Below are 25,248 nucleotides of genomic sequence, written 5' to 3'. Positions count from 1 at the left end.
TGTAAACGGATATTTTGTTCATTTGACCAGGAAATAATTCAAACCTTTGGTAGCCAAGCCTTAAGTCAGTGGAATCGCAATATTTATGCTCCGAAAAATAGTCGAAAGCAAACTATCACCTACTTAATACCAAATCAGAGCAGAATCTTTGACATGCTGTGAAAGCCAGTTTTCACCTCAATTTTATTAATTTCGCAAGACAAATCGCCCTATTTTCTGAAGAGTTCACCGACAATTTTCTTTGAAACTTCAAGTATCTGATCCTCTGCCCTTGCTCTGGCATCCCTAAGCGCTTGCGTCAGGTTATCAACCATAGCTTTAGAATTCGCTTTAAAATTTTCCGAAAGGTATAACGTTGTCACATTACTATTCGCGGCATTTGATGTATCAATCTTGGGATAATAACTCACATGACTGCTTCCGCTCTGCTTACCAACTACTGTTATATCTTCTGGAACCATTAAAGACCCCTGTGGTTTCAAAGCAATAAGAACAGGCGTTTTAAAAAGTCCGTCACTATCTTTAAAATGCTCATTCAGATCCGGGTGTTTTTTTAGTACATTTGATAATAGCGCTTGAACTTTTTCCGGAAAACCATCATCACCATCGGAGCAAATTAAACAGTTTTGTAGTTGCGTCGTAGAAAGCTGCTTCTTATCCTTTAACAATTTTGACAGCGCGGTCATTGCAGAGCTATTCAGGGTATCAAGAGACTTTTTTTGCCTTGAATCAAACTTACTAATATCCTTACCTGTCCATTTAAGCAGTAAGCCTTTTGTCAACGCCTGTCTATCAGTTCCCTTTATAAATATCATGCGATTATGTAAAGGCTGTATCGGAGCCGAATCAGCCTTACCCGAGTGTGAGTGACCGGTGAAAAAAGCCACTATTTTTAAAAACAATCTTTTAATCGGGTTGACCTTTACTTTCCTTGCACTCAGTGGCACATCCGTTTTAATGCTACCAACAGGCAAGCCCTCTGGGATATATTTTTCCCCGGCAACTGGTTTTACATTACCTTTTCCAGCAGGAGCGGCCGACTGTTTTTCATTGATATCAGATAACGAATGAAACGAACCAGACTGATTAACTTTCACACCTAACTCCTTTTAATCGTGACACTCTTTTCAAAGCATCCGTGCTATCGCCAGAATCTGCCCACGCTGAAAATTCTGCATGGCATTTTCACGGGCAAACTGAATATATTGCTGAATCTCATGATCTGGCAATGAGCGATAGGTGTACAAAAAGATATTCCGCATTCTTTCCGGCATCTGCTTGCGAATATGAGGTTTTTCCTGAGCTTTGATAATTTGTGCCGGGCGCATGGGCTGAGCATCGCCAGCCGGCATTACTTCCTGCAGCATGCGCTGCGCGCCAACACTCGCACTTGCCGCAAGCTCAGTGCTTAGCTCCACAGCATTCAAAGCTGCCATTAATTCTTCAACCAATCGGACACGGAAATTTCTCGGCACACCCTGAGATAATTTCGCGTCTATATAACTTTCCATCGTCGCTTGATTAGCCGGATCATTCGCGGCCGCCTCAAGACGTAGGATTTTCTGCCCCAAGGGAGATTCAAACCATCGAATCAGCCGAGATAACTCACCCATTGACAAGGCCTCATCCAGTGTTGTTTTCATAGATGAACGAAAAAAAGCCGGACTGTAACGAATCTCCACCACTTGGTTCACGGTATCAACAACATCATCAGGCAATGGTAACTGTTGCTGCTGAAGCGTCATGCTGTCGTGTATCCAGCTGAGCTGTCTTTCAATACCTGCCTGGTCATAAAGCTTATCAAGCAGCAATTCTTTCTCTGTCGATGAGAAAGCCATTGGCGCAAAAAATAGCTGCATAAAAAACAGAGGAGCGAACAGGAATACAACTATCAATCTCTTTCCATCCATAGTCAGAGCCACTTGAAGATAGTTTATGCTGGATAGACCCATTGGCAAGCAATGGGCCTCTTGAAATAGACATAAAAAAACTTACATCCATTTCTTTACCATACGCTGTTGAAAATCAGTCGTAAAGTTTGCTGACGATAGCGGTAACAGCGGTTTCTACCCGGAGAATCCGAGGACCGAGATGAATGCGCTCAAAGCCAGCTTGCTCCAGCTTATCCACTTCGTATTCAATAAAACCGCCTTCAGGCCCAATAGCCAGAACCGCAGATTCCGTGACCTGATGTGGACAAGCTTGCCCACCAACAGGATGCGCCACCAAACCTCGCTTACCCTCCATCAATATCGGTAAACGATCTTCTACAAATGGTTTGAAACGTTTCTCCAGAACAACTTCCGGCAACAAAGTGTCTCGAGCCTGCTCAAGACCAAGCACTAACTGCTCTCGAATCTTTTCCGGAGATAACCAGGGAGACTGCCAAAAGCTCTTTTCAACCCGATAACTGTTCATCAGAATGATCTTCTTCACACCCAGCGCAGCAAGATGCTGTAGTGAGCGCTTCAACATTTTCGGACGCGGTAAGGCGAGCAGCACTGTCAATGGTAGTGCTGGCGGGGGTTGCATATCCAGAACAATGTCCACAGACATTTCCTGGCCGGATAAACTGGTAATACGCCCGCTTCCCATTAAACCATTCATAACACCAATGCGAATTGCATCACCTGTATTTGCCCGATGCACCTCATGCACGTGCTTAAGCTGCCTGCCAGTGATGACAGCATGGCAGCCATTGAAAACATTTTTTTCTTCAATGAGAAGCAAATTCATAATTGTCGACCATCAGTAAAAGCAATGCTTATTTGATATACGTTCTATTTGTGGAACCAAATGAATATCTCACAATCCAACTTAACATTTATTGATTTTCACTATCGCTCGAATAGAACATCGAGGTTAAAAATAAATAATGGCTCTTTCACCACCATCTCCTAACCCCCCTCTTCCCACCATGACCATAAAAGATGTTGAAGAAAACAATGAGCGTTTATTTGCCCGCTGGAAATACAAGAGTGGCACTGAACTAAACCTTCAGAACACTGCCATAGCCAGCATTTCTAGCGGTGCGTTCTTTGCCGGTTTGATGGTAGCATTGGCCTTTCCGACGTTACTTATTGTCGGGGCAGGACTGGCTGCAGCCTGTCTAACGCCCGCATTAATCAAGCTTCGCTACCGCAGCATTCGCCCTGCAAACACACAAGAACTCAGAGCCATCTTTAATCATGCCAAAAATGATCAGGTGAACTATAACAAAGAACTGCAAGAACAGAAAAAACTCATTAATGAGTTGGAAATGAGGTTAAAAATCTATGATGATCCCGATGGCGAACTTCATCAACCTCTGAAAACGGAGAAAGAACAGTCAAAAATCAATGCCGTAGAAGCCATGAAAGAAGCACTAGACCGATATAATAGTCAACAATCTAGACTTTCGTCCTTATTACTATTGTTAAGAGAAAGAATACAACGCGAAATCAACCGCTGGATTGCTGAAAACTCCCAGAACCGTTGTAAACACCCTCAGAAGGATTGCGAAGCTTACACTGACCTAGAAGAAATCAACATACCCAGTCACTTAAAAATAACTATTGATGAATTAACAGAAATCTTGGATGACACAATATTTAACATAGGAGCTTATGGACTAACTAACCAGGCTAAATCAGACCTCAAAATCTGCCTCTCAAATTTCGCCCTCCATTTTCCTGAAAGGATTAATCACTACCCGAATGCCAGATCAATTTTTGACAGCAGTTTTTTAGATCACTTCATAATAAAGCCGACTTTATCGAGCTGTTACACAATGGGTCCTCATGAAACAAAGCACTATGAACTGTCAGAAAAGATATCATCCGAAAAAATAAAAGTGATTAGTATTAATATCCAATTCGAACACTTGAACAAATATTACAATTCCGCCATTACCAACTCATCAGGCCAGTTCGATGACAGGAACAATGAACGGTTTGATGCCCGTATTTTTCAAAACCTCATCCCGGTTTAGGCGCTTCACCCTGCACAACGCCTAATCCCAAAAAAAAGGCCTCTATACCATCACCCGCTATTCCCACAAAGCATATCTGACTTGATGTTTTGAAAGGCACAGAATCAAGCTGCAGGTGCAATCCTTTGTGGCTAATCGCTCTAAAATCAGGAAGGATTCTCAATAGTTTTGCGACTTTTCACAAAGCGGGCAAAGACAATACCGCTTTCAAACAGCAACCACATAGGAATCGCCAGCAACGCCTGAGAGATGACATCCGGAGGCGTCATCAGCATGCCAACCACAAAACAGCCAACCACTACATAGGGGCGCTTCTCTTTCAGGCTATCTACGGTTGAAATACCAGACCACACCAGCAACACAGTAGCAACCGGTATTTCAAAAGCCACACCAAAGGCAAAGAACAGCTTAAGGATAAAGTTAAGGTAACTGTTAATATCCGTCATCACCGTTACTGACTCTGGCCCCACTGATGTAAAGAAAGAAAAGATCAGCGGGAAGACAATGTAATAAGCAAAGGCAATGCCAAGATAAAACAGGACAATACTGGCGACCAGTAAAGGTACAGCAATTACCTTTTCGTGCTTATACAAACCCGGTGCAATAAATCCCCACACCTGATGCAGAATCACAGGTATAGCGAGAAACAGGGAGAGCACCATCGTCAGCTTGAAAGGTGCCAGAAAGGGCGAGGCCACTTCAGTGGCGATCATGGTACTGCCTTCTGGCAAACTGGCGCGCAGCGGCTCCGAGATATACACGTAGATATCGTTGGAGAAATAAAACAGACCGGCAAATACCACCAGGATGGCTATGATGCTCTTCAGGAGACGACTGCGCAGCTCCAGAAGATGCTGCACTAATGGTTGTTCCTGATCAGCACCTTGCTGATGAGTATTCTCTTGTTCAGAGCTACCTTTTGCAGCGCCAGTTTCTGAAGCATCTGCTTCTGAATTATCCGACATAATTTACTGACCGCCCTTTTCCTGAGTCGGAGCGACAACTTGCTCTTTCACCTCAGCTTTCTCTTTTCCAGCAACGCCTGAATTCTCAGCACCATCAAAATTCACTGACTGTTTGATTTCAGTGATCTGACTTTGAAACTGATCCCGGGTTTTCTTCAGCTCTTTCAGCACCGCTTCGTTATGAATTTGCTGTTTGATGCCATCGGCATCAATTTCTTTCTCCAGCTCTTCCTTAACGGATTGAAAACTGCGGCGAATCTTACCGACCCAGTATGCGGTTGTCCGAATCGCGCCGGGGAGCCGCTCTGGGCCAAGCACCACAAGAGCGATGACAGCCACCAGCACTAACTCTGTAAAGCCTATATCCAGCACAGTGAATTATCCTGCTTAGTGCTTCTGCTCTTGCTTGTCGGATTCCAGATTTCTCTGGCTGGTAGAAAACGCTTCGTCGCTGCCATCTTTGCCCTCTTTGCCATCCTTCTTGGATGCCTCATCGTCTTCAGAGTTCAACGCTTTCTTAAAACCTTTGACTGCGCCACCAAGATCACTGCCCATTCCACGCAGTTTCTTTGTACCAAACAACATCACCACAATCAGCAGAATGATCAGCAATTGCCAGATACTAATGCCACCAAAACCCATTTCCTGCTCCTTCAGCTCTCCACGAGAGTGATCAATATATAAACAGATAACACGCATACTACCTCATTCCCTTTTAATGACGTAACCGTCAATAAGGAATGAGAGCAGAGTTACCCGCGGGAAGCCTTTTCATCAATGCCGGATAAACCAAAACGGCGATCCAGCTCGTTCAGCACATCTGCAGGCTCAAGTCCCAGATGAGATAACATGACCATGGTATGAAACCAGAGATCCGCCGTCTCATACACCACCGCATCCAGGCCCTTACCTTGAACTTGATGAAGAGCATCATCCCGTTCGGAAGCCTTCGCGGCAATCAGCACTTCTGCGGACTCTTCACCGACTTTCTTCAGAATATGATCCAGCCCTTTCTTATGAAGCTGGGCTACATAAGAAGAATCAGGGGCCGCCTCTCTGCGGCTGTTCAGTATTTCAGTCAATCGTTGGATTATATCGCTCATCTTTTAGTCCGTAGGATGATTTACAGCAATGAAAATAAGCTTCTACTGATTGTTGTAAATGGATTTTGGGTCCTGCAGCACAGGGTCTGCGGCTTTCCACGATGCCATTTCGACATCATCCCCTTCCAACCGCTTATAAAAGCAAGATTGCCGCCCGGTATGACAGGCAATACCACCCATCTGCTCCACCTTCAGCAGAATCGCATCGCCATCACAATCAAGCCGACACTCTACTAACCGTTGAGTGTGGCCGGAACTTTCTCCTTTGCGCCACAGCTTGCCACGGGAACGGGACCAGTAAACACCGATACCCTCTTCCAGAGTGAGCTTCAGAGATTCACGATTCATCCAGGCCAGCATTAACACATCGCCAGATTGATGATCCTGAGCAATGGCTGTTACCAAGCCATCATCATTCCACTTCACTTCATCCAACCAGTGTGTTGACGCCATCTTCTTATCCATTATTCGCTGATACCAATTCTGTTTTTAAATTATGGGCTGCGCAGCCATTTTTGGCGACCGGATCTGCGTTGAAGCTCCTCGCCATAGCTACGGCTATGACTCGTCGCTTCGCCTTGCCCAGTCGCCCAAAATAACTTGCTCACTCCACAATTTAAAAACGACATTGGTATTATCACTATTTCACCAGCAGCCAGCCGCCCAGACCTGCAGCCATCAAACCCAGCATTGACTGATCCAGCACCAGAGAACCCGATGACACCATCGCAGCGACACCAATCATTAAAAGCACAATACCAAAGCGTCGCTGCTTTTTCTGACGACGTTCAACTTCAATCTGCCGATCATGAAATGCGTGCTGTTGATCCACCAGATTGCGCACCGTCGACATCACCTTCTGCGCCATCACCGGAGCGGAGAGAATCCAGTCCGGCCCCTGCTCTTTAATATTGCAGGCAATGGCAGACGGGCTGACCTGCTGCTTCATCCACTTTTCAAGAAATGGCTGAGCCGTGGCCCACAAATCCAGATCGGGATACAACTGTCGACCCAACCCTTCCACATAAAGCAACGTTTTCTCCAGCAACACCAGCTGTGGCTGAACCTGCATATTAAATCGTCGTGCCACCTGAAACAGTCTTACCAGCAACTGACCAAAAGAAATATCCTTCAGCGGCTTCTCAAAAATGGGTTCACACACCGTGCGAATGGCGGCTTCCAACTCGCCCACCGCCGTATCTCTTGGCACCCAGCCAGAATCCACATGAAGCTGAGCTACTTTGCGATAGTCCCGACGAAAGAATGCCAACAGATTACTGGCCAGATAGTGCTGATCTTCCGGCTCCAAGGTGCCCACAATGCCAAAATCAATACCAATGTAGCGCGGTTCCGCTGGATTGGTGGCATCCACAAAAATATTACCCGGGTGCATATCCGCATGAAAAAAACGATCCCGGAACACCTGGGTAAAGAAAATCTCCACGCCACGTTCCGCCAGTTTCTTCATATCCACACCTTTGGCATGGAGCGTGGCAATATCCGCCACTGGCACACCGTAGATTCGCTCAACCACCATGACACTTGTACGACAGTAGTCCCAGTATATCTGTGGCACAAACAACATCGGGGAAGCCAGAAAATTTCTGCGCAGCTGCGAGCCGTTCGCAGCCTCCCGCAACAGATCCAGCTCATCAAAAATAGTCCGCTCGTAATCTGCCACCACTTCCACCGGGCGCAAACGACGCGCATCTTTTGAAAGCACCAGCAACAACCGGGCAAACAGGTACATTAACTGAATATCTTTGTGAATCACCCGATCAATGCCCGGGCGAATCACTTTCACCACCACTTCTTCACCACTGTGCAACTGCGCGGTGTGCACCTGAGCCACCGAAGCCGAAGCCAATGGTTCCCGATCAAAGCGGGCAAACAACGTATCGACGTCATTACCCAGGCTGCTTTCAATAATCGCCACCGCCTCTTCACCGGGGAACGGCGGCACATTATCCTGCAGCTGCGCCAATTCATCACTGATGTCATCGGGGAGAAGGTCACGGCGGGTAGAAAGAATCTGGCCAAACTTGATAAAAATCGGCCCTAACGCTTCGAGTGCGTGACGAATCCGCTCACCTCTCGGGGCAGTATTACGAATCACATAACGCCAGGGCAACAAGGCCAGAAAGCAACGCAATAGAAAAGGTGATCGCTGAGGATCAATCAGATTATCCAGCCGATTACGGGCAACGGCAGCCACAATTTTAAACAGACGAATCAACGACAGGCTCCCGATTTATTCCGACCGGCGTTTATTATGAATTAACGGCAGTATCTGTTCTTCAAGCTGGCTCAAAGACGCTGCCAGTTGTTCCACTTCTGTGGCAAACCCTTCCACTTCAATGCGGGAAGGAATCAGCCCGATCTCTTCCTGAAGGTATTCCCCAAGATTATCGGTCATCATCTGATGGCCACGCTGCAGGTGCTTACCCATAAAGCGAATACTTTGCGCCATCATATGGCCGGGAATATCGCCAAAGGTCTCACACAGCGGGCGCTCCCAATCAATTTCCAGCTGCTGATGCAAATGCTGCAGCTGATCGATGAGTTTTTCATCGCCAGTCACCGTTAAACCCTGCACTTGATCAAACGGCAGAGACCGATTAACGGCCAACACCGAAAACGCGACGGCAGAACCTTCAAACACCGCATCAACCGATGCCTCACACACACTGGCAAGACGAATGCCGTCCTGCTCAAAGTGCACAAAAACATTCCATCCCGATGAGGTAAAGCTGGGGGAAGTGCAACGAAAGTTGACAACTTTACCAAACTCATGTTGCAGCTTCTTTAACGTCACCGGATCCAGAGCAAGAACGGCATTCACCTGCCGCTCCAACGCTGCCAGCAAACCGGTTGTGATGACCGGATCCACCATCAGGGCTTCACTCCCTTATGGAGCGCAACAATGCCGCCAGTCATATTGTGATAGGTGGTATTTACAAAACCCGCGTCTTTCATCATGCCTTCCAGCGTGTCTTGATCCGGATGCATGCGAATACTTTCAGCCAGATACTGATAACTTTCTGAGTCTCCCGCCACCAGTTTCCCCATGGCCGGTAACAGCGTAAAGGAATAGGTATCGTAAGCTTTGGTCAACAACGGATTATTGGTTTTGGAAAACTCCAGCACCAGTAAACGGCCACCGGGTTTCAATACACGACACATGGAGCGTAATGCCGCATCCTTATCGGTAACGTTACGAAGACCAAACGAAATGGTAATGCAGTCAAAGGTATTATCCGGAAATGGCAGGCATTCGGCGTTGGCCTGCACAAACTCCATATTGCCAACAATGCCCTGATCAATCAGACGATCCCGGCCAACCCGCAACATGGATTCGTTAATGTCCGACAAGACGACCCGGCCTTTGTCGCCCACCAAACGGGAAAACTTTCGTGCCAGATCACCGGTACCACCGGCAATATCCAGAACACTCTGCCCCGGCCGAACGGCAGAAAGCTCGATCGTGAACCGCTTCCACAAGCGATGAACACCCATGGACATCAGATCGTTCATCACATCGTAACTGCTGGCCACCGAATGAAAGACACCCGCCACCAGGTTCTCTTTATCTTTACTGGGCACATCGCGGTAACCAAAGTGCGTTGTGCTATTGGTCGCGTTATTGGTAGCGACATCCTGCTGTTGTCTGTCGCTGTTGTTATTGGAGCGTTTATCAGTGCCTGTCATAACCCTTCCCGGCAAAGTCTGATCAGTCTTAAGTAGTTGTGCAAATGGAATCGAATATTTCTGGGTGAGTGGACAGTTACTATGCAAGGCACAACGACGGGAGCATAGCCGTAGCTATGTGACCAGAGTTGTAACACAGCAGAGTGGCTGGCCACTTGCTCAGAAAATATGATTTCATTTGGTCAACTACTTATGGTGGGCTATTGTACTGGCAAATGCCGGCGTGCGTCAGTAGAAAATACCAGCCATGACGCTTCCAACCAATCAAACAAAATAGTGCCAGCCTGAAATACCGCTAACGCTCTGAGAAACAGCCACTCCATCCACCTTATTGAAACAGCTTGACCACCGATACATCCGGATCCCGATTAGCACCCGCCTCTCTCAAGGTCTGCAGGTAACTATCCCAGAAACGCTGCTTCTCATGGCAGAGTTCATAAAGATAATTCCAGTCATAAATACCGCTATCATGCCCATCATCAAAGATCAGTTTAATGGCGTATTGCCCAACCATTTGCACACCGGTCAGTGCTACATGCAACTTGCCGGTTTGCAACACCGGGTTGCCGTGGCCTCGTACTTCTGCAGATGGGCTGAGCACACGAAGAAACTCAGCCTCCAGATGAAACGATTCATGGCCAAACTGAATTTCAAGAACATTGGATTGTTTATGAAGTTTGATGGCAGATGGAATTTTCGATGTCACTGTCAGGCTATCCTGTAGGTTGGCAAGCAGGCTGCCACCAACCGGGCTGTTACGTCGGCAATTCTTGCTGAATTACCGACCTGCAAAATTAATCAGAGAATGTAACGGCTCAGATCTTCATCCTGCACCAATTCACCAAGATGCTGATCCACATAGGCCGCATCGATTTTCAGCGGCGCACCTTCCTGGCTCGTCGCCAGATCCGCTGCACTGAAGGAAACCTCTTCCAGCAAACGCTCCATTACTGTATGCAACCGGCGAGCACCGATGTTTTCAGTGCGCTCATTCACCTGCCACGACACTTCTGCCAGACGACGAATGGCGTCATCCTGGAATTCGATGTTAAGATTTTCAGTGGACATCAGCGCCTGATACTGTTCCGTCAACGATGCATCTGGCTCCGTAAGAATGCGCATAAAGTCATCAGAAGACAGCGCTTTCAGTTCCACACGAATGGGTAATCGACCCTGAAGCTCCGGAATCAGATCCGATGGTTTTGCCAGATGGAAGGCACCGGACGCAATAAACAGAATGTGATCGGTTTTCACCATGCCGTACTTGGTAGACACAGTACAACCTTCAATCAATGGCAACAGGTCACGCTGAACCCCTTCACGGGATACATCTGCACTGGCACCGCTGGAACGTTTGGCAACCTTATCAATTTCGTCGAGGAAAACGATGCCATTCTGCTCAACCGCGTCCACCGCTTTGGCTTTCAACTCATCTTCATTGACCAGTTTGGCGGCTTCTTCGTCCTGAGCAATACGCAAAGCGTCTTTTACTTTCAGCTTGCGGGCTTTGGATTTGCCGGTGTTCAGGTTGGAAAACATGTTCTGCAACTGGCTGGTCATTTCTTCCATGCCTGGTGGCGCCATGATTTCTACACCCATGGCGGCTTCGCGCACATCGATCTCGATCTCTTTATCGTCCAACTCACCTTCACGGAGTTTCTTGCGGAACACCTGTCGTGTAGAGCTGTCCTCTTTTGAGGCACCCTGAGACTCTTCACCAAAAGAACGTGGTGGTGGCAACAGTGCATCCAGAATGCGATCTTCTGCAGCGTCCAGCGCACGATGGCGAACGCGCTCCATTTCCATTTCGCGGAGCATTTTGATGGCGGCATCCATCAAATCACGCACAATGGATTCTACATCACGACCCACATAACCCACTTCTGTGAATTTGGTAGCTTCGATTTTAATAAACGGCGCATTCGCCAGTTTTGCCAGACGACGGGCGATCTCGGTTTTACCGACACCGGTTGGGCCAATCATCAAAATATTTTTCGGGCTGATTTCATTGCGCAGATCTTCATTGAGCTGCATCCGGCGCCAGCGATTACGCAATGCAATGGCAACAGCTCGTTTTGCTTCGTCCTGGCCGATAATGTGTTTGTCCAGCTCATGGACAATTTCGCGGGGAGTCATATCCGACATAATGTTGTTCTCAAATTACTCAATTCTTACTCGATACGGCAATCAGGCTGTTGGCAGCTCTTCAATCACACGGTTGGAATTGGTGTATACGCAGATGTCTGCGGCGATGCCGAGGCTTTTTTCAACAATCTCCCGGGCGCCAATGTCTGTATTTTCATACAATGCTTTGGCCGCAGCCTGGGCATAGAAACCACCGGAACCAATGGCCAGAATGCCATCTTCCGTTTCCATCACATCGCCATTACCGGTAATGATCAGAGATGCCGTCGCATCCGCCACAATCAACATGGCTTCAAGACGCTGCAACGCTCGTTCGGTTCGCCACTCTTTTGCTAACTCTACGGCCGATTTCACCAAACGCCCCTGATGCTTTTCCAGCTGGGCTTCAAAACGTTCGAACAGGGTAAACGCATCGGCGGTGCCTCCGGCAAAACCGGCAATGACCTTACCTTTATAAAGACGGCGTACTTTGTGAGCATTGCCTTTAATGACGGCATCACCCAGCGAAACCTGGCCATCACCACCGATCACGACACTGCCGCCACGGCGGACCGACAGAATGGTTGTACCACGATACTGTTGCAAGGTTCGCTCCTTTTCTAAAAACAGATAACCAACGGAAAACCAGTAAATAACTGAATTGTATATGGGGAGGATAATAGAGATTATCAAGGGAGCGAGGAGAGATTCTCTCCCCGTGGTCAGAATTGAGATTTACTTGAGCTGCAGCAGCAGGCTATCAATATTATGGCTCGACAGTACTGTTTGAGCATTCTTCAGAGAAGCGCTATCGGAGAACGGGCCAATTTGCACACGATGCCAGGTTTCTCCGCCGCCTACATTGACCTTTTCAATTTTGGGCGACAACCCTTCCAACAGCAATCGGGCTCTCAGACGCTCCGCATCGCTGATATTCCTAAAGGAACCTGCCTGCAGCAGATATTTTGCGGACTGAGTCGGCTTAGGCGCTTCAGCGGTGGCTTTGGGTTTACTGGCTTTTTGTTCAACGCTTTTTCGTACCGGCTCCGGTGTCACTGCGGGAACGGCAACCTCAGACTCAGGCAGCAATGTATAAAAATCAAACACGGGCTGATTTTCTTTCTTTTCACCTGCCTCCGGAGCCGATGCAACCTGATCCGCTACACTGCGCACATCCTTTGCGGATGGCGTCAGGCCGGCCAGAAAAGCAACAAAGACACCGATCAATAAGCCAGCCAGTAACCACAACCAACCCGGCAAAGGTGTTTTTGATGTTTTACCGCCGCTTCTTGCCCGGCTTGCTCCTCGTTTGTTACTGTTTGATTTGGTTGTCATAACGCTTTACTTTTATACCCGTCGCCTTTCATGTTGCTACTTTGTTGGCTGCTCTCGTTCACCCCAATCACCTACTACTCGTAGGCTCATGGGGATTCACTCGGTTGCCGCCGCGTAGCAACTTGAAATCCTTTGGGTATACACATTGCCAGCGGCATCCATTTAAAGTTCGAAGATACCATTATTTGCCGCATCATTCACCGCTTCTCGATACCAGCGCAACCTTTGAGCCATGTCTATTGAGAGACACCCCCTTTTTCGATAGCATTCCCCCCAGTTTTAATCAGGGATTCATGCATGAACATTCTCAAGCTGCTTGAAGACAGGGTCATCAAAGCGCTTATCGCTGCGGGTGCTCCAGAAGATACTCCAGCCATGGTTCGCCCAAGTGCCAAGGCCAATTTTGGTGATTACCAGTGCAACGCCGTGATGGCTGCCGCCAAAAAAATGGGCATGAATCCGCGAGAACTCGCGCAGAACGTGATTGATCACCTTGATCTCGAAGGCATTGCCAACAAAGTAGAGATTGCCGGCCCGGGCTTTATCAACATCTACCTGGATGCGCCATGGCTGGCCAACACTCTGCTGAGCGCGGTGAAAGACCCTCGCGCTGGTGTTGCCAAAACCGATCATAGCCAGACGGTTGTCGTCGATTACTCCGCACCCAACGTTGCTAAAGAGATGCATGTTGGGCACCTTCGCTCCACCATTATTGGTGATGCGGCTGTTCGCACCTTGGAATTTCTGGGTCACAAGGTGATTCGCCAGAACCATCTGGGCGACTGGGGCACTCAGTTCGGCATGCTCATCGCCCACCTGGAAGACCTGGAAAAAGAGAGCCAGGAAGCCACCAGCATGGAGCTGGGCAACCTGGAAACCTTTTACCGGGAAGCTAAAAAACGCTTTGATGACGATCAGGATTTTGCCACCCGCGCGAGAAGTTATGTGGTGAAACTGCAGGCTGGCGATGAATTCTGCCTCAAGCTCTGGAAAAAACTGGTTGATGTTACGCTGGAGCACAATCAGGAAGTCTACGATCGACTGAACGTGTCTCTGACCATGGATGATGTTATGGGTGAAAGCGCCTATAACGACAGCCTCCACGCCGTGATCAAAATTCTGGATGAAAAAGGCCTGCTCACTGAAGACAATGGTGCCAAAGTTGTTTTTCTGAACGAGTTCAAGAACAAAGATGGCGAGCCCATGGGTGTGATTGTCGAGAAGTCCGGCGGTGGCTTCCTGTACACGACTACGGATTTGGCGGCCATTCGACACCGTTGCCACACCCTGAACGCAGATCGTGTTCTGTATTATGTGGATGCTCGTCAAGGCCAACACTTTGACCAGGTTTACTGCATCGCCCGTAAAGCGGGTTTTGCTACGGATCACTTATCTCTGGAACATCACGCATTCGGTATGATGCTGGGCAAAGATGGCAAGCCATTTAAAACCCGTGCTGGCACCACTATCAAACTGGTTGACCTGCTGGACGAAGCGGAAGAAAGAGCCGCGGCACTGATCGCCAGAAAATCCGGCGATCTGTCTGAAGAACAGAAAGTCAATGTGATTCGTGCAGTAGCCATTGGCTCGGTTAAGTATGCTGATCTGTCCAAACACCGCACCAGCGATTACGTATTTGACTGGGACAACATGCTCGCCTTTGAGGGCAACACCGCACCATACCTGCTCTACGCTTACACCCGTATTCGCAGTATCTTCCGCAAGGCGGGGGTCAATGAATCCGACGTAACCGGCGACATTCTCATTGAAAATGATGCAGAAAGAGAGTTAGCACTGCAACTGAACCGCTTCAGCGAAAACCTTGAATCTGTCGCAAGAGAAGGTTTACCACATCAGCTCTGTGCTTATCTCTACGAGATTTCCGGTGCGTTTATGAAGTTTTATGAAGCCTGCCCGGTCAATAAGGAAGGCGTTTCTCCTGAACTGAAAAACAGCCGACTGCAGATCTGCGCATTGACTGGCAGAATTCTGAAGCAAGGCTTGGATCTGTTGGGGATTGAGACGGTAGAACAGATGTAAAGGTATTTTTGATAAGGCTTTACCTGTCGCGATGTCATGGCAGGTATAGCATTATTTGAGTCCTGAGCCACTTAATTGCTAAGTCAGTCTACGCGTTAACCTTGGCACGTTTTTTAAACACGCTCACCTACAAATCGAGGCTGCAGTAAAAAGCATTATTTCCCCGAACATAAAATCGTGATGTGACACAAACAACCCCGACTGGGTTTATCCAACATCCAGCATAAAAGTCACTGGGCCATCATTCAGCAATGTGATTTTCATATCTGCACCAAACTGGCCGGTAGCCACTCCATTGTGCAGAGACCTTGCACGCTGAACAAAATAATCATAAAGCTTCTCACCCTGCTCCGGCGTTGCACCAGAGCTGAAGCCAGGTCTTAATCCCTTACGGGTATCAGCCACCAGGGTAAACTGTGAAACAACCATCAACTCACCTCCAGCGTCTTTCAAACCCAAATTCATCTTCCCCTGTTCATCACTAAAAATTCGATACTTAAGGACTTTCTCCAGCAATTTATCCGCGGTAGCTTCTGTATCCTGCTTTTCTACGCCCAACAATAATAAAATCCCTTCATTAATCTGACCGACCGTTTCACCATCTACCACAACACTGGCGTGCTTAACCCGCTGAATTAAACCTTTCATCAATACTACTCAATGTCCTTAAAAACCATGTCATTTATGAAGATAAACGCCGGGCAAAATCGTCAGTAGCTCGCACCAATGCATCGCTGATACCAGGTTCGCAAGAAGCATGACCGGCGTCCCGAATAATCTGCAGATCCGCCTTAGGCCAGTGATCGGCTAATGCTTGAGCGTTATCCAGTGGGCAGATCATGTCATAGCGCCCGTGAATGATCACGCCGGGAATACTGGCAATCAGCCCCATATTTTCCAGAATCTGATCGGCATCGATAAAAGAATGATTGCGGAAGTAATGACACTCAATACGGGACAATGACAGCGCAAGATGAGGCTCTGAAAAATGATCAACCAACTCATGATTTGGCCGCAGGGTTGCGATATTCCCCTCCCACAATGACCAGTGCTTGGCTGCATTCATTCTCGCCAGCTCATCATCGCCAAACAGACGCTGGTAATACGCCTCCAGCAGATCGCCCTGCTCTGCCTTCGGTATTAACTCCAGAAAATGCGCCCAGTGATCAGGAAACACCCGACTGGCGCCTTCTTTATACAGCCAGTCAAAGTCCTGCTGACGGGAAAGGAAAACACCTCGAAGAATCAAACCTGACACCCTTTTCGGGTGAGCCTGAGCGTACAGCAGCGACAGCGTTGATCCCCAGGAGCCACCAAACAACAACCATTGCTCAATGCTCAACATCTCACGAATTTTCTCAATGTCTTCAATTAAGAGCGATGTTTCATTCTGCTTGAGCTCTGCATGGGGCTTGGACTGCCCGCAACCACGCTGGTCAAACAAAATAATTCGGTATTTTTCAGGATCAAAAAAACACCGGCTTTTGTCAGTGCAACCAGCTCCAGGACCACCATGAACAAAAAGTACGGGAATCCCATCTTGGGAGCCGCATTCTTCGATATACAATTCGTGAATATCATCCACCTGAAGATGGTGAGTGGCATATGGTTTGATGGCAGGGTACAGGGTGCGCATGGAAAATCCTTTCGGGAAGACGCCAAGACATAAGGATTACCATAACCGCAAATAGCAGTGCCGGCAAAGAGTTATCGAGTCTTTTCCAGAGATGTTGAACCTATTGGCCTCTAGCGCGTCTCACTCTAAAACCTGTTGGCACGATACGATGAACAAAACACACTTTCTATCGCTACAAAACCAGAAGCCTGTTATTTACCGCTTACTGCTTGCTATCTTATGCTTCTTTATAATCACTCAGATAAATGCCATTGAGTATTTCAACATAACTGATGACCAGTTCATCCAACAACCTTTAAACGTACACAAGCTGGAGTACAAAAAAGCCAGACAATACAAAGAACCGCCGTCAGAGTACTTCAGGCAAACATTCCATGCATTACAGGCAATACACCAATCCAGACCAAGGCAATTCTTTCAACTATTAGCCAGGAGTATTATTCGCGAGCCTGAAAGCAGTATATCAACACTGATTAAATCAAAAGCCAACTTCAACCCAGTGCAAGTGAAAGTCTTTCAGCAAATGGTTACAGAGTCAGACACAGGTCAGCTAACACACTGGCTGCAAGACTACATAAATCTGGACAGCCTTTTCCAAAAAGATGATCCCTTTTATTTGCAACTTCTTGAGTTACTGACGACAGAACTAGTTGATAAAACACAGTACTGTCCGGAGCACGCACTGGTTAATGACGCCCATTATTTAAAAACACGCCGGCGGCTTTTTTTAAAATGCATTTCATCCGCCACTGGAATCAGCTTCATAGACTTGGATATCAATAAAGCCAGAGTCGCTCAAAGCGAACTAATAACACCCGAAGCACCAAACTCTCAACTCAGTTCACCAGCGCCTGTTATGCTGGAAAACCTAACCACTCATCTTGACTCTCTTGACAATTTAATTAATCACCCTGCAATAAAACCTGTTTTGCTCATAACAACGCCAAAGGAAAACGGCAGCCTCACCAAAAACAACAGATCAACGTTTGGTATTTACGAAAGAAAACAAAAAACACAACCTAAAACAGTCACAGATAAAAAACACACATATCTAACACTTATGGAGCAATTTCAAAAAACAAATAAACATCACGATAGAAAGCCTTACACGCCAAACAAAGTGTTAACGTGGTTCATCGGCTCCCCCATCACTTCAGCAGCAATAATGGCAGGGCTCTCAGTAGGACTGGTATTACTGGTGATGTACGCACCTTATCCCGGTAACCCCTGTTTACTGTAAAAAACCGCTTTAAAAAAAACCCCGCTTTATGCGGGGCTTCTTATTAATTACTTACTGCGGCTAGCGCGCTTACGCTCGTGTTCCTTCAGGAACTTCTTGCGAATGCGGATGAAGTTTGGCGTTACCTCTACCAGCTCATCATCATCGATGAATTCCAGTGCCTGCTCCAGAGAGTGGCGAACTGGCGGCGTCAGAATGATGTTTTCGTCTGTACCGGCAGCACGTACGTTAGTCAGCTGCTTGGCCTTGGTCGGGTTAACCGTCAGGTCGTTATCGCGACTGTGCAGACCGATGATCTGACCTTCGTATACATCCACGTTCGGGTTGATGAACAGACGACCACGCTCCTGCAGGGTAAACAGAGAGTACGCCAGCACCTTGCCGTTCGCCATGGAAACCATAACGCCGTTGTTACGCTGACCCACTTCACCGCCCTTCACTTCACCGTAGTGATCGAAGATAGACGTCAGAATACCGCTACCAGACGTCAGTGTCAGGAACTGTGAACGGAAACCGATCAAACCACGGGCAGGCATGATGAAGTCCAGACGCACACGGCCTTTACCGTCTGGCACCATGTCTTTCATTTCTGCACGACGGAGGCCCAGCTCTTCCATCACCGAACCCTGATGTTGCTCTTCAATATCAACAACAACGTGTTCGTATGGCTCTTGCATAACGCCATCGATTTCCTTAACCACTACCTGTGGACGGGAAACCGCCAGCTCAAACCCTTCACGACGCATGGTTTCGATCAGTACGGACAGGTGAAGTTCACCACGACCGGATACTTTGAACTTGTCCGCATCGTCGCCTGGCTCAACACGCAGCGCCACGTTATGGATCAATTCACGATCCAGACGCTCACGTATATTTCGAGAGGTTACAAACTTGCCGTCCTGACCTGCAAACGGAGAATCGTTTACCTGGAACGTCATGCTTACGGTTGGCTCATCAACGGTGAGCGGTGGCAGCATTTCAGGACGCTCTGGATCACACAGCGTGTCAGAGATGTTCAGCTGATCAATACCGGTAATACACACGATATCGCCGGCACGGGCTTCTTCCACTTCAACGCGCTCAAGACCCAGATGACCCATGACCTTCTGGATTTTGGTTTTGCGCTGCTTGTTGTCCATATCCACCAGCACAATCTGCTGGCCCGGCTTCAGGACACCGCGAGAGATACGGCCGATACCGATAACGCCCACATAGCTGTTGTAGTCCAGAGCACTGACCTGCATCTGGAAAGGGCCGTCCACGTCAACCGCTGGCGCAGGCACACGCTCAGTGATCATTTCGAACAGCGGCGTCATGTCTTCAGCAAGGTTCTCAGGATCGTGACCGGCAACACCGTTCAGTGCAGACGCGTAAATCACCGGGAAGTCCAGCTGCTCATCAGTAGCACCCAGACGATCGAACAGATCAAAAACCTGATCCATTACCCAATCAGGGCGAGCGCCCGGACGGTCAACCTTGTTGATAACCACGATTGGGTTCAAACCCTGCTCGAAGGCTTTCTGAGTAACAAAGCGAGTCTGCGGCATTGGGCCGTCAACCGCGTCCACCAGCAGCAGAACCGAATCCACCATGGACAGAACACGCTCAACCTCACCACCGAAGTCGGCGTGTCCCGGGGTGTCTACGATATTGATGTGGAAATCACGCCACTCAATTGCGGTGTTCTTAGCCAGAATGGTGATGCCACGTTCTTTTTCCTGGTCGTTGGAATCCATGATGCGTTCAGCACCCTGGTCCTTACGGCCAAGCGTTCCGGACTGCTGAAGCAGCTTGTCCACCAGGGTGGTTTTGCCATGGTCTACGTGGGCAATGATGGCAATATTACGCAGTTTTTCGATCACTATCTCGTTCTCTCAGTGCATCCACCTGTGGTGAAAACAGCAGCGTTTTCAGTCACTTTATTACTCAGGGGGATAAATCCAGTTACTTGCGTTCAGGTTTACCAAAGGCACTTTAGGGAATGGCTTAACAATCGCCGTCCTATGGGAGAAGTGACTTAAAAACCTGCATCGCTCTGTAAAAAGCCGGCCATCTTACCCTATCCAGACAGAAACCCCCACTTCATAATGCACTGACGGACAACTTTTTTCCGAAACAGGGCAAGAGCTCTTAATCTTTTTCACGTACTGCGCTTTGCAAACTACGTAAAAAGGCTTTTTAAATGACCGCCTTCACTGTTATCTTCGCTTGTTCATTTTTATTGACTGTGAAAATGCCGCCAGTCAGTTATTCCTTGTCACTCCTGACTTTTCACTGAGCCGGTTGGCCTTGCATCTTTGCCCTCAGTCGGGCGAGTCGGCTTCTGGCGTCAAATATAAGCTCTGCGCTCATACCCACAACCTATCCCGGCAAGAATGTGATCTATACCCATCGCCTTTCAAACTGCTACTTTGTTTGCTGCATACGCTCACCCAGATCACTTACTCGTTGTAATCTTGCAGAACCCGAGCACCTATATACCCAAAGGGTTTACATTGGCCAATAGTCTGCAGCGAGTCTCCAGTGAAAGAAAACAATCATAAAAAAGGCTCTGTGCCAGAGCAGAGAGCCTTTCTATTTAAGCGCTATAAGTACCCAACCATATGAAATCATATTTTCTGACTCATTGATCAGACCCTCTGACTGCGTTGCTACTCTGGTCACATAGCTCGCTATGCTCCCGCCGGTGCGCCTTGCAGAGAACCTGATCAACAAGCCAGAAATATTCGATTCCATATGGCCGGGTACTTAGACTCTTAGAAGTAATAATTGAACCGGGTACGGAAAGCGGTAGCCTCAGCGTCCTGCCCCTTATTGCCATAGGCGTTTTCAGTCTCAGAGTAAGACAGAGCAAACGTCACCGCAGCGTTACTGAAATCCATCACTGGCATGGTATAAGCGGTGTAAAGCACGTAGGACTTCGTATCTTCTTCCTTTTGTTCAAACTTATTAATGGCATAAGAAGTACCGAGACCTAATGCGTCGTTGTAGACGATGTTGGTGTTGAAGGTTTGAGCTTCCCAGGCATCTTTTGCATCCTGCATCGCAATGCTGGTATTCCACTTCAAGTCACCAAAGATGAGGGTAGTGGTTGCTGCAAGGCCGTAGCGATCGGAAACTTGAAAACGCTCTCCGGTATCCGTTTCTGCCGTTACCGAATCACTGCTCAACTCATACTCACCACCAAAACTGACGCTGAACGCGCCATCATCGCTCAGATAGTTAACCGCTGGTCGAACCAGAAAGCTGTTATGATCGGATTCTACATCTTTGACCGTATCTTCAAAATATTCTTCAGAAGACTGCAGAAGATCTAACGTATCGCCATAAGCTGTTGAAACTTCCGCAGTCCAACGACCCATTTCACTAATGATACGCGCCTGACCAGCATCCCCCCGTCGTCCTCGACCCTCTTTCGCCATATAGTAGTAGACACCACTGCCAATACCATCTGAACCATCGGCATAGAATACGGCTACGTCTTTACCCAGTGGGAATAAATCCATTGCTTCATAGCGACCAATCTGGAATGCCCAGCTGCTTTCACGACCAAACATTAAATAAGCATCGTCCAGTGCAACATCGCCGTTGGTTTTCATCAGCGGTTCAATCTTGGCCGTAATAAATGCGCCATCTTCCCGGGCATTCATCCACTGCATCATCAACTTTATACGAGAATCGTCGTTCAGCTCGACTTCCGGACTATTATCCACATCGTTTTTGTTATCAAATGAACGATCCACCACATCGAAGTTTATTTCAGCATCACCACCAATAGTTAAAGAGCCATCCGGAGATGTCCAGGCAGCATTAACAGCGGAAGACGAAATAAGAACAGCAGTAGCAAGCAGTGTTTTTTTCACAGTAAATCCCCATTATAACAGGTATTAGATATTAAAACTCTGATTCGTAATAGAATTAAAACCAACCAGTGAATTACGATCAAACACGACTTCACACAAGAGCCAGTCACATTCAACTGTCATTTCCTGATAACAATCTAATACGCAATTGAATTTTATTTTTTAAAAAGCGTTAATTTAACTCAATATTCCGAGAGTGTTTTAAATTTCATTAAATCGTTTATTTATCGCCTCCTTCAGGCTTAACATACCTGCTCTTTTTTAAATTAAAGAGCTGTCCAACAACCCCCTGACTTAATGTCAGAAAGGAAAGCTCTCGAATAAACACCCTGGCGGTCATGGTGTTCCTGCCATTATTTAAAAAAACTTCTAAAACAGAACAATCAAAGAACAACTTGATATTCTGGCATTGTTCGGTTCGAACAATGAATCGCTGCTCACCAAATTCGCTGGCAAAACATTCCGTCATTTTTGAACGATCCAGTGTAAACTCCGATTCATTCATGGAAAGGCAAATCTGGTCGCCCGCTTCATTACCGATCATTAATTCAAAATGTAATGCACTGGTTGTAAATTCCAATTCAAAGGCAGGTGATTCCAGAGTCACCATACCCGACACAATGGCTGCATCCATTCTCATTGCCATCAGTTCTGATAACGGTTGCTGAATAACAACGCCATTTTCAACAGACAGTTGTCGTGGAATACTCAGCATATGTGCCCACTGGTTTTTATCAGTGGGATAATCTATCTCTGGCAGACCAATCCAACCGATAAGAATTCGTCTGCCCTGTTCATCTTCGTACGTCTGCGGCGCATAAAAATCAAAACCGGAGTCAAGCTCTGCAAATGCCTGATGATTGACCAGCTCAGGCGTGTCTTTTGTCAAACGATCACCCAGCAAATAGCCAGATTGGTAAATATTATTAAACCGATATTTATCGTCGTCTTGCACACCCTGAGGTGAAAACAATAAGACGGTGTAACCATCAAGGGTAAACAGATCCGGACACTCCCACATATAACCGAAATCCGGATAATTCGTCGCAATCATTCCCTTATGCTGCCACTGTTTCATATCCAGAGAATGATAAAGCGCAATCCCCCCCTTTAACTCAGAAGTCTGAGCACCAACGACCATGTAATAATGATCCCCTTCCTTCCACACCTTTGGATCGCGAAAATGCTCGGTATAGTGCTCATTACTGATCACCACGCCGTGCTTTTCGATATTGCCTTTCCCGTCCATAACAGCGAGGCATTGGGTCGCATCGCGCTGCCACTGCTCATCCCGCTTGTTGCCGGTATAGAAAAGAAAAGCCTTATCGTCTTCCACCAAAGCACTACCGGAGTAACAACCATGGGAGTCGTAATCATCACCAGGGCGAATACCCACACCATGATCCACCAGCGTGATAAAATCACGGGTTGACAGGTGATACCAATATTTCAGCCCATGCACGGCACCCACCGGGGTCCACTGGTAAAAAATGTGATGCTCACCGTCTTTCTGACACAGGCCGTTAGGGTCATTCAATAGCCCATACGGGGGCGAAATATGAAATTGTGGGTAGTATGGATCAGCCTCAGCCAGAGCCTTGAGCGCAGCTTTCCGCTCATCACACATGCTCTCTAATGTCTGATAGCGGCTATCGCGGCTCCAGTTAATTACTTTCAATGTCGCACCGGATATCTAAGAAAAACACAATCAATTGAGGGCTATCAGCAAGAATCTTGTCATCCTGTCATGACAGCCCGAAACAAAAATTAAACGACAGCTTCCTGATAACCCGCTATTGAGCGGTTCTGCCGCTTACCCCACATAAAGGTCAGTGCAAAAGCCAGCACAAAAGAGATGCCCATGCCCACCACATACATAGTGATATCCTCAGGTCTGATGGAAATCACGCCAGGTAGACCGGCTGCACCCAACGCCTGTGCCTTAACCTGAAAGAGAGTAACCAACGCAGAAGAAATAGCAGCAGCAACCACTGCAGCAATAAATGGAAAACGGTATTTCAGATTGATACCAAACATGGCGGGTTCCGTAATGCCCAACAACGCACTGATACCACCGGGAATCGCAATGCCTTTGGCTTTCTCATCTCTGGTCATAACACCGTACGCCAGGCACGCCGCTCCCTGGGCTACGTTTGACATCGTTGCGATAACAAAAATGAAAGACCCCCCGGTGAAAGCAATATTTGCCAGTAACTGGGTTTCGATGGCGATAAAGCTGTGATGCATACCGGTAATAACGAAAGGCGCATAAAGCAAACCAAATACAGCACCACCAATGAATCCAGCGCTTTCGTATAGCCAGTTCAGACCGTCTCCAAGCAGAAAACCAAGATCACGGGTAGCAGGACCAATCAAAGCAAAGGTTAGAAACCCGGTAATCAGCAGGGCCAGAAGTGGTGTTAGCAGGTTATCAAGCGCCGAAGGCATGAAACGACGAATCCCTATCTCAAGCTTTGCCAGCACAAAAGAACAAATCAGCACAGGAATCACCGACCCCTGATAGCCTACCTTTTGCACTTCAAAACCAAACAGGTTCCATACCGGAATTGTGCCATCCAAACTTGCACCACCAAAACCCCAGCCATTCAGCAGCTCCGGGTGCACCATTAACATACCCAGCGCAGCACCAAGGTAAGCATTACCACCAAATTTTCGAGAGGCTGAAAAAGCCAGAAGAATAGGAAGAAAAACAAAGGGAGCGTTGGCAAACGCGTTGATCATGCCCGCCAAATCCCCCATGCCCGGATATGCCTCAATTAAAGACATCCCTTCGATAAACAGACCTTTGGCAGTGAGCACGTTGTAGAGACCCATCATCAAACCGCCGGCAACAATGGCGGGAATGATCGGTACAAAAATGTCAGACAGCCCTTTGACCGCCTGCTGTACAATATTCTGCTTGCTGGCAGCGACGGTAGAAACATCCGCAGTGGACATTTCAGACTGCCCAATGAGTGCGGAGAGTTCGGCATACACCGTATTCACAATGCCCGCACCAAAAATTATCTGGGTTTGACCGCCAACGTTAAACAGCCCTTTAACACCGTCGATGTCTTCTACGGCTTTCAAATCCGCTTTGCTTTCATCCGCCAAAACCAGACGCAACCTTGTCGAGCAGTGGGCTGCGGCAGTGATGTTGTCTCTCCCGCCCAGTTTTTCTAATAACTGTTGGGCAGTGTTCTGATAATTCATATAAACCCTCCGAGCGGTAACAATAATATCCATTTACTTTGGGAACGTTCC

Annotated in this window: 24 protein-coding genes; 3 read left to right on the top strand and 21 right to left on the bottom strand. The window is 47.6% G+C overall.

What is annotated here, in order from left to right; all coding sequences use genetic code 11:
* Nucleotides 1-209: 209 nt before the first annotated feature.
* The 3 genes from Q1B11_RS10470 to Q1B11_RS10460 all read right to left on the bottom strand — a co-directional run bounded on the left by Q1B11_RS10470 (nt 210) and on the right by Q1B11_RS10460 (nt 2,736).
* Nucleotides 210-1,097: a hypothetical protein gene (locus tag Q1B11_RS10470; RefSeq protein WP_299731843.1), complete on the bottom strand. Its 888-nt coding sequence runs from the start codon at nt 1,095-1,097 to the stop codon at nt 210-212.
* A 30-nt stretch (nt 1,098-1,127) separates the two neighbouring features.
* Nucleotides 1,128-1,910, bottom strand: a complete 783-nt coding sequence (locus tag Q1B11_RS10465) for a DUF2059 domain-containing protein (protein WP_299731839.1) — start codon at nt 1,908-1,910, stop codon at nt 1,128-1,130.
* Nucleotides 1,911-2,025: 115 nt separating this feature from the next.
* Nucleotides 2,026-2,736 (bottom strand): 16S rRNA (uracil(1498)-N(3))-methyltransferase, encoded by a 711-nt coding sequence (locus tag Q1B11_RS10460; protein ID WP_299731836.1) that lies wholly within the window; start codon nt 2,734-2,736, stop codon nt 2,026-2,028.
* Nucleotides 2,737-2,875: 139 nt separating this feature from the next.
* On the opposite strand from Q1B11_RS10460, the gene Q1B11_RS10455 reads away from it, so the two are divergent.
* On the top strand, nt 2,876-3,970 hold the full coding sequence (locus Q1B11_RS10455; protein ID WP_299731833.1) for a hypothetical protein: 1,095 nt from the start codon (nt 2,876-2,878) through the stop codon (nt 3,968-3,970).
* 146 nt (nt 3,971-4,116) lie between these two features.
* On the opposite strand, the gene tatC is transcribed toward Q1B11_RS10455, so the two are convergent.
* From tatC to Q1B11_RS10395, 12 genes are all read right to left on the bottom strand, one after another.
* Nucleotides 4,117-4,935: a twin-arginine translocase subunit TatC gene (gene tatC, locus Q1B11_RS10450; RefSeq protein WP_299731830.1), complete on the bottom strand. Its 819-nt coding sequence runs from the start codon at nt 4,933-4,935 to the stop codon at nt 4,117-4,119.
* Between the two features lie 3 nt (nt 4,936-4,938).
* A complete protein-coding gene (tatB, locus tag Q1B11_RS10445) occupies nt 4,939-5,307 on the bottom strand; it encodes a Sec-independent protein translocase protein TatB (protein WP_067518835.1) in 369 nt (122 codons plus the stop codon).
* A gap of 15 nt (nt 5,308-5,322) precedes the next feature.
* On the bottom strand, nt 5,323-5,577 hold the full coding sequence (tatA, locus tag Q1B11_RS10440) for a Sec-independent protein translocase subunit TatA (protein ID WP_299732025.1): 255 nt from the start codon (nt 5,575-5,577) through the stop codon (nt 5,323-5,325).
* A gap of 110 nt (nt 5,578-5,687) precedes the next feature.
* Complete coding sequence (locus Q1B11_RS10435; protein WP_299731825.1) at nt 5,688-6,038, bottom strand: phosphoribosyl-ATP diphosphatase; 351 nt, start codon at nt 6,036-6,038, stop codon at nt 5,688-5,690.
* Nucleotides 6,039-6,080: 42 nt separating this feature from the next.
* Nucleotides 6,081-6,491, bottom strand: a complete 411-nt coding sequence (gene hisI, locus Q1B11_RS10430; RefSeq protein ID WP_299731822.1) for a phosphoribosyl-AMP cyclohydrolase — start codon at nt 6,489-6,491, stop codon at nt 6,081-6,083.
* A 187-nt stretch (nt 6,492-6,678) separates the two neighbouring features.
* Nucleotides 6,679-8,280 carry a ubiquinone biosynthesis regulatory protein kinase UbiB gene (gene ubiB, locus Q1B11_RS10425; RefSeq protein WP_299732022.1) on the bottom strand — a complete coding sequence of 534 codons (1,602 nt, stop codon included), beginning with the start codon at nt 8,278-8,280 and terminating at the stop codon, nt 6,679-6,681.
* A 9-nt stretch (nt 8,281-8,289) separates the two neighbouring features.
* Nucleotides 8,290-8,931, bottom strand: a complete 642-nt coding sequence (locus tag Q1B11_RS10420) for a hypothetical protein (protein ID WP_299731819.1) — start codon at nt 8,929-8,931, stop codon at nt 8,290-8,292.
* A complete protein-coding gene (gene ubiE, locus Q1B11_RS10415) occupies nt 8,931-9,746 on the bottom strand; it encodes a bifunctional demethylmenaquinone methyltransferase/2-methoxy-6-polyprenyl-1,4-benzoquinol methylase UbiE (RefSeq protein WP_299731817.1) in 816 nt (271 codons plus the stop codon). The genes Q1B11_RS10420 and ubiE overlap by 1 nt, the downstream gene beginning before the upstream one ends.
* Before the next feature lie 328 nt (nt 9,747-10,074).
* Nucleotides 10,075-10,452, bottom strand: a complete 378-nt coding sequence (locus Q1B11_RS10410; protein ID WP_299731814.1) for a DUF971 domain-containing protein — start codon at nt 10,450-10,452, stop codon at nt 10,075-10,077.
* Nucleotides 10,453-10,544: 92 nt separating this feature from the next.
* Complete coding sequence (gene hslU / locus Q1B11_RS10405; RefSeq protein WP_299731811.1) at nt 10,545-11,891, bottom strand: HslU--HslV peptidase ATPase subunit; 1,347 nt, start codon at nt 11,889-11,891, stop codon at nt 10,545-10,547.
* 42 nt (nt 11,892-11,933) lie between these two features.
* Entirely contained in the window at nt 11,934-12,476 is a 543-nt protein-coding gene (hslV, locus tag Q1B11_RS10400) for an ATP-dependent protease subunit HslV (protein ID WP_067518849.1), read from the bottom strand.
* A gap of 129 nt (nt 12,477-12,605) precedes the next feature.
* On the bottom strand, nt 12,606-13,205 hold the full coding sequence (locus Q1B11_RS10395; protein WP_299731802.1) for an SPOR domain-containing protein: 600 nt from the start codon (nt 13,203-13,205) through the stop codon (nt 12,606-12,608).
* Nucleotides 13,206-13,502: 297 nt separating this feature from the next.
* Between Q1B11_RS10395 and argS the strand changes: the two genes are divergently transcribed.
* Nucleotides 13,503-15,245 (top strand): arginine--tRNA ligase, encoded by a 1,743-nt coding sequence (gene argS, locus Q1B11_RS10390; RefSeq protein ID WP_299731799.1) that lies wholly within the window; start codon nt 13,503-13,505, stop codon nt 15,243-15,245.
* 207 nt (nt 15,246-15,452) lie between these two features.
* On the opposite strand, the gene dtd is transcribed toward argS, so the two are convergent.
* Together dtd and pip are read right to left on the bottom strand one after the other, a co-directional pair.
* Nucleotides 15,453-15,893: a D-aminoacyl-tRNA deacylase gene (gene dtd, locus Q1B11_RS10385; RefSeq protein ID WP_299731796.1), complete on the bottom strand. Its 441-nt coding sequence runs from the start codon at nt 15,891-15,893 to the stop codon at nt 15,453-15,455.
* Nucleotides 15,894-15,927: 34 nt separating this feature from the next.
* The gene (pip, locus tag Q1B11_RS10380; RefSeq protein ID WP_299731793.1) at nt 15,928-16,881 is read right to left on the bottom strand and encodes a prolyl aminopeptidase; all 954 of its coding nucleotides are present in this window, start codon (nt 16,879-16,881) and stop codon (nt 15,928-15,930) included.
* Between the two features lie 499 nt (nt 16,882-17,380).
* Between pip and Q1B11_RS10375 the strand changes: the two genes are divergently transcribed.
* Entirely contained in the window at nt 17,381-18,121 is a 741-nt protein-coding gene (locus tag Q1B11_RS10375) for a hypothetical protein (RefSeq protein ID WP_299731790.1), read from the top strand.
* 47 nt (nt 18,122-18,168) lie between these two features.
* Here the strand turns inward: Q1B11_RS10375 and typA are convergent, their stop codons facing one another.
* From typA to Q1B11_RS10355, 4 genes are all read right to left on the bottom strand, one after another.
* Nucleotides 18,169-19,983 carry a translational GTPase TypA gene (gene typA / locus Q1B11_RS10370; protein ID WP_299731787.1) on the bottom strand — a complete coding sequence of 605 codons (1,815 nt, stop codon included), beginning with the start codon at nt 19,981-19,983 and terminating at the stop codon, nt 18,169-18,171.
* An 894-nt stretch (nt 19,984-20,877) separates the two neighbouring features.
* Nucleotides 20,878-21,984, bottom strand: coding sequence for a carbohydrate porin (locus Q1B11_RS10365; RefSeq protein ID WP_299731784.1), 1,107 nt, complete (start codon nt 21,982-21,984; stop codon nt 20,878-20,880).
* Between the two features lie 220 nt (nt 21,985-22,204).
* Nucleotides 22,205-23,662 (bottom strand): sucrose-6-phosphate hydrolase, encoded by a 1,458-nt coding sequence (locus tag Q1B11_RS10360; protein ID WP_299731781.1) that lies wholly within the window; start codon nt 23,660-23,662, stop codon nt 22,205-22,207.
* Between the two features lie 89 nt (nt 23,663-23,751).
* Nucleotides 23,752-25,197, bottom strand: a complete 1,446-nt coding sequence (locus Q1B11_RS10355; protein ID WP_299731778.1) for a sucrose-specific PTS transporter subunit IIBC — start codon at nt 25,195-25,197, stop codon at nt 23,752-23,754.
* Nucleotides 25,198-25,248: the final 51 nt, after the last annotated feature.

Origin of the sequence: uncultured Endozoicomonas sp. (assembly GCF_947495845.1) — a bacterium.
GTDB lineage: Bacteria > Pseudomonadota > Gammaproteobacteria > Pseudomonadales > Endozoicomonadaceae > Endozoicomonas.
The sequence above is the reverse complement of the archived record's forward strand: the minus strand, read 5'-3'. Positions and strand labels throughout refer to the sequence as shown.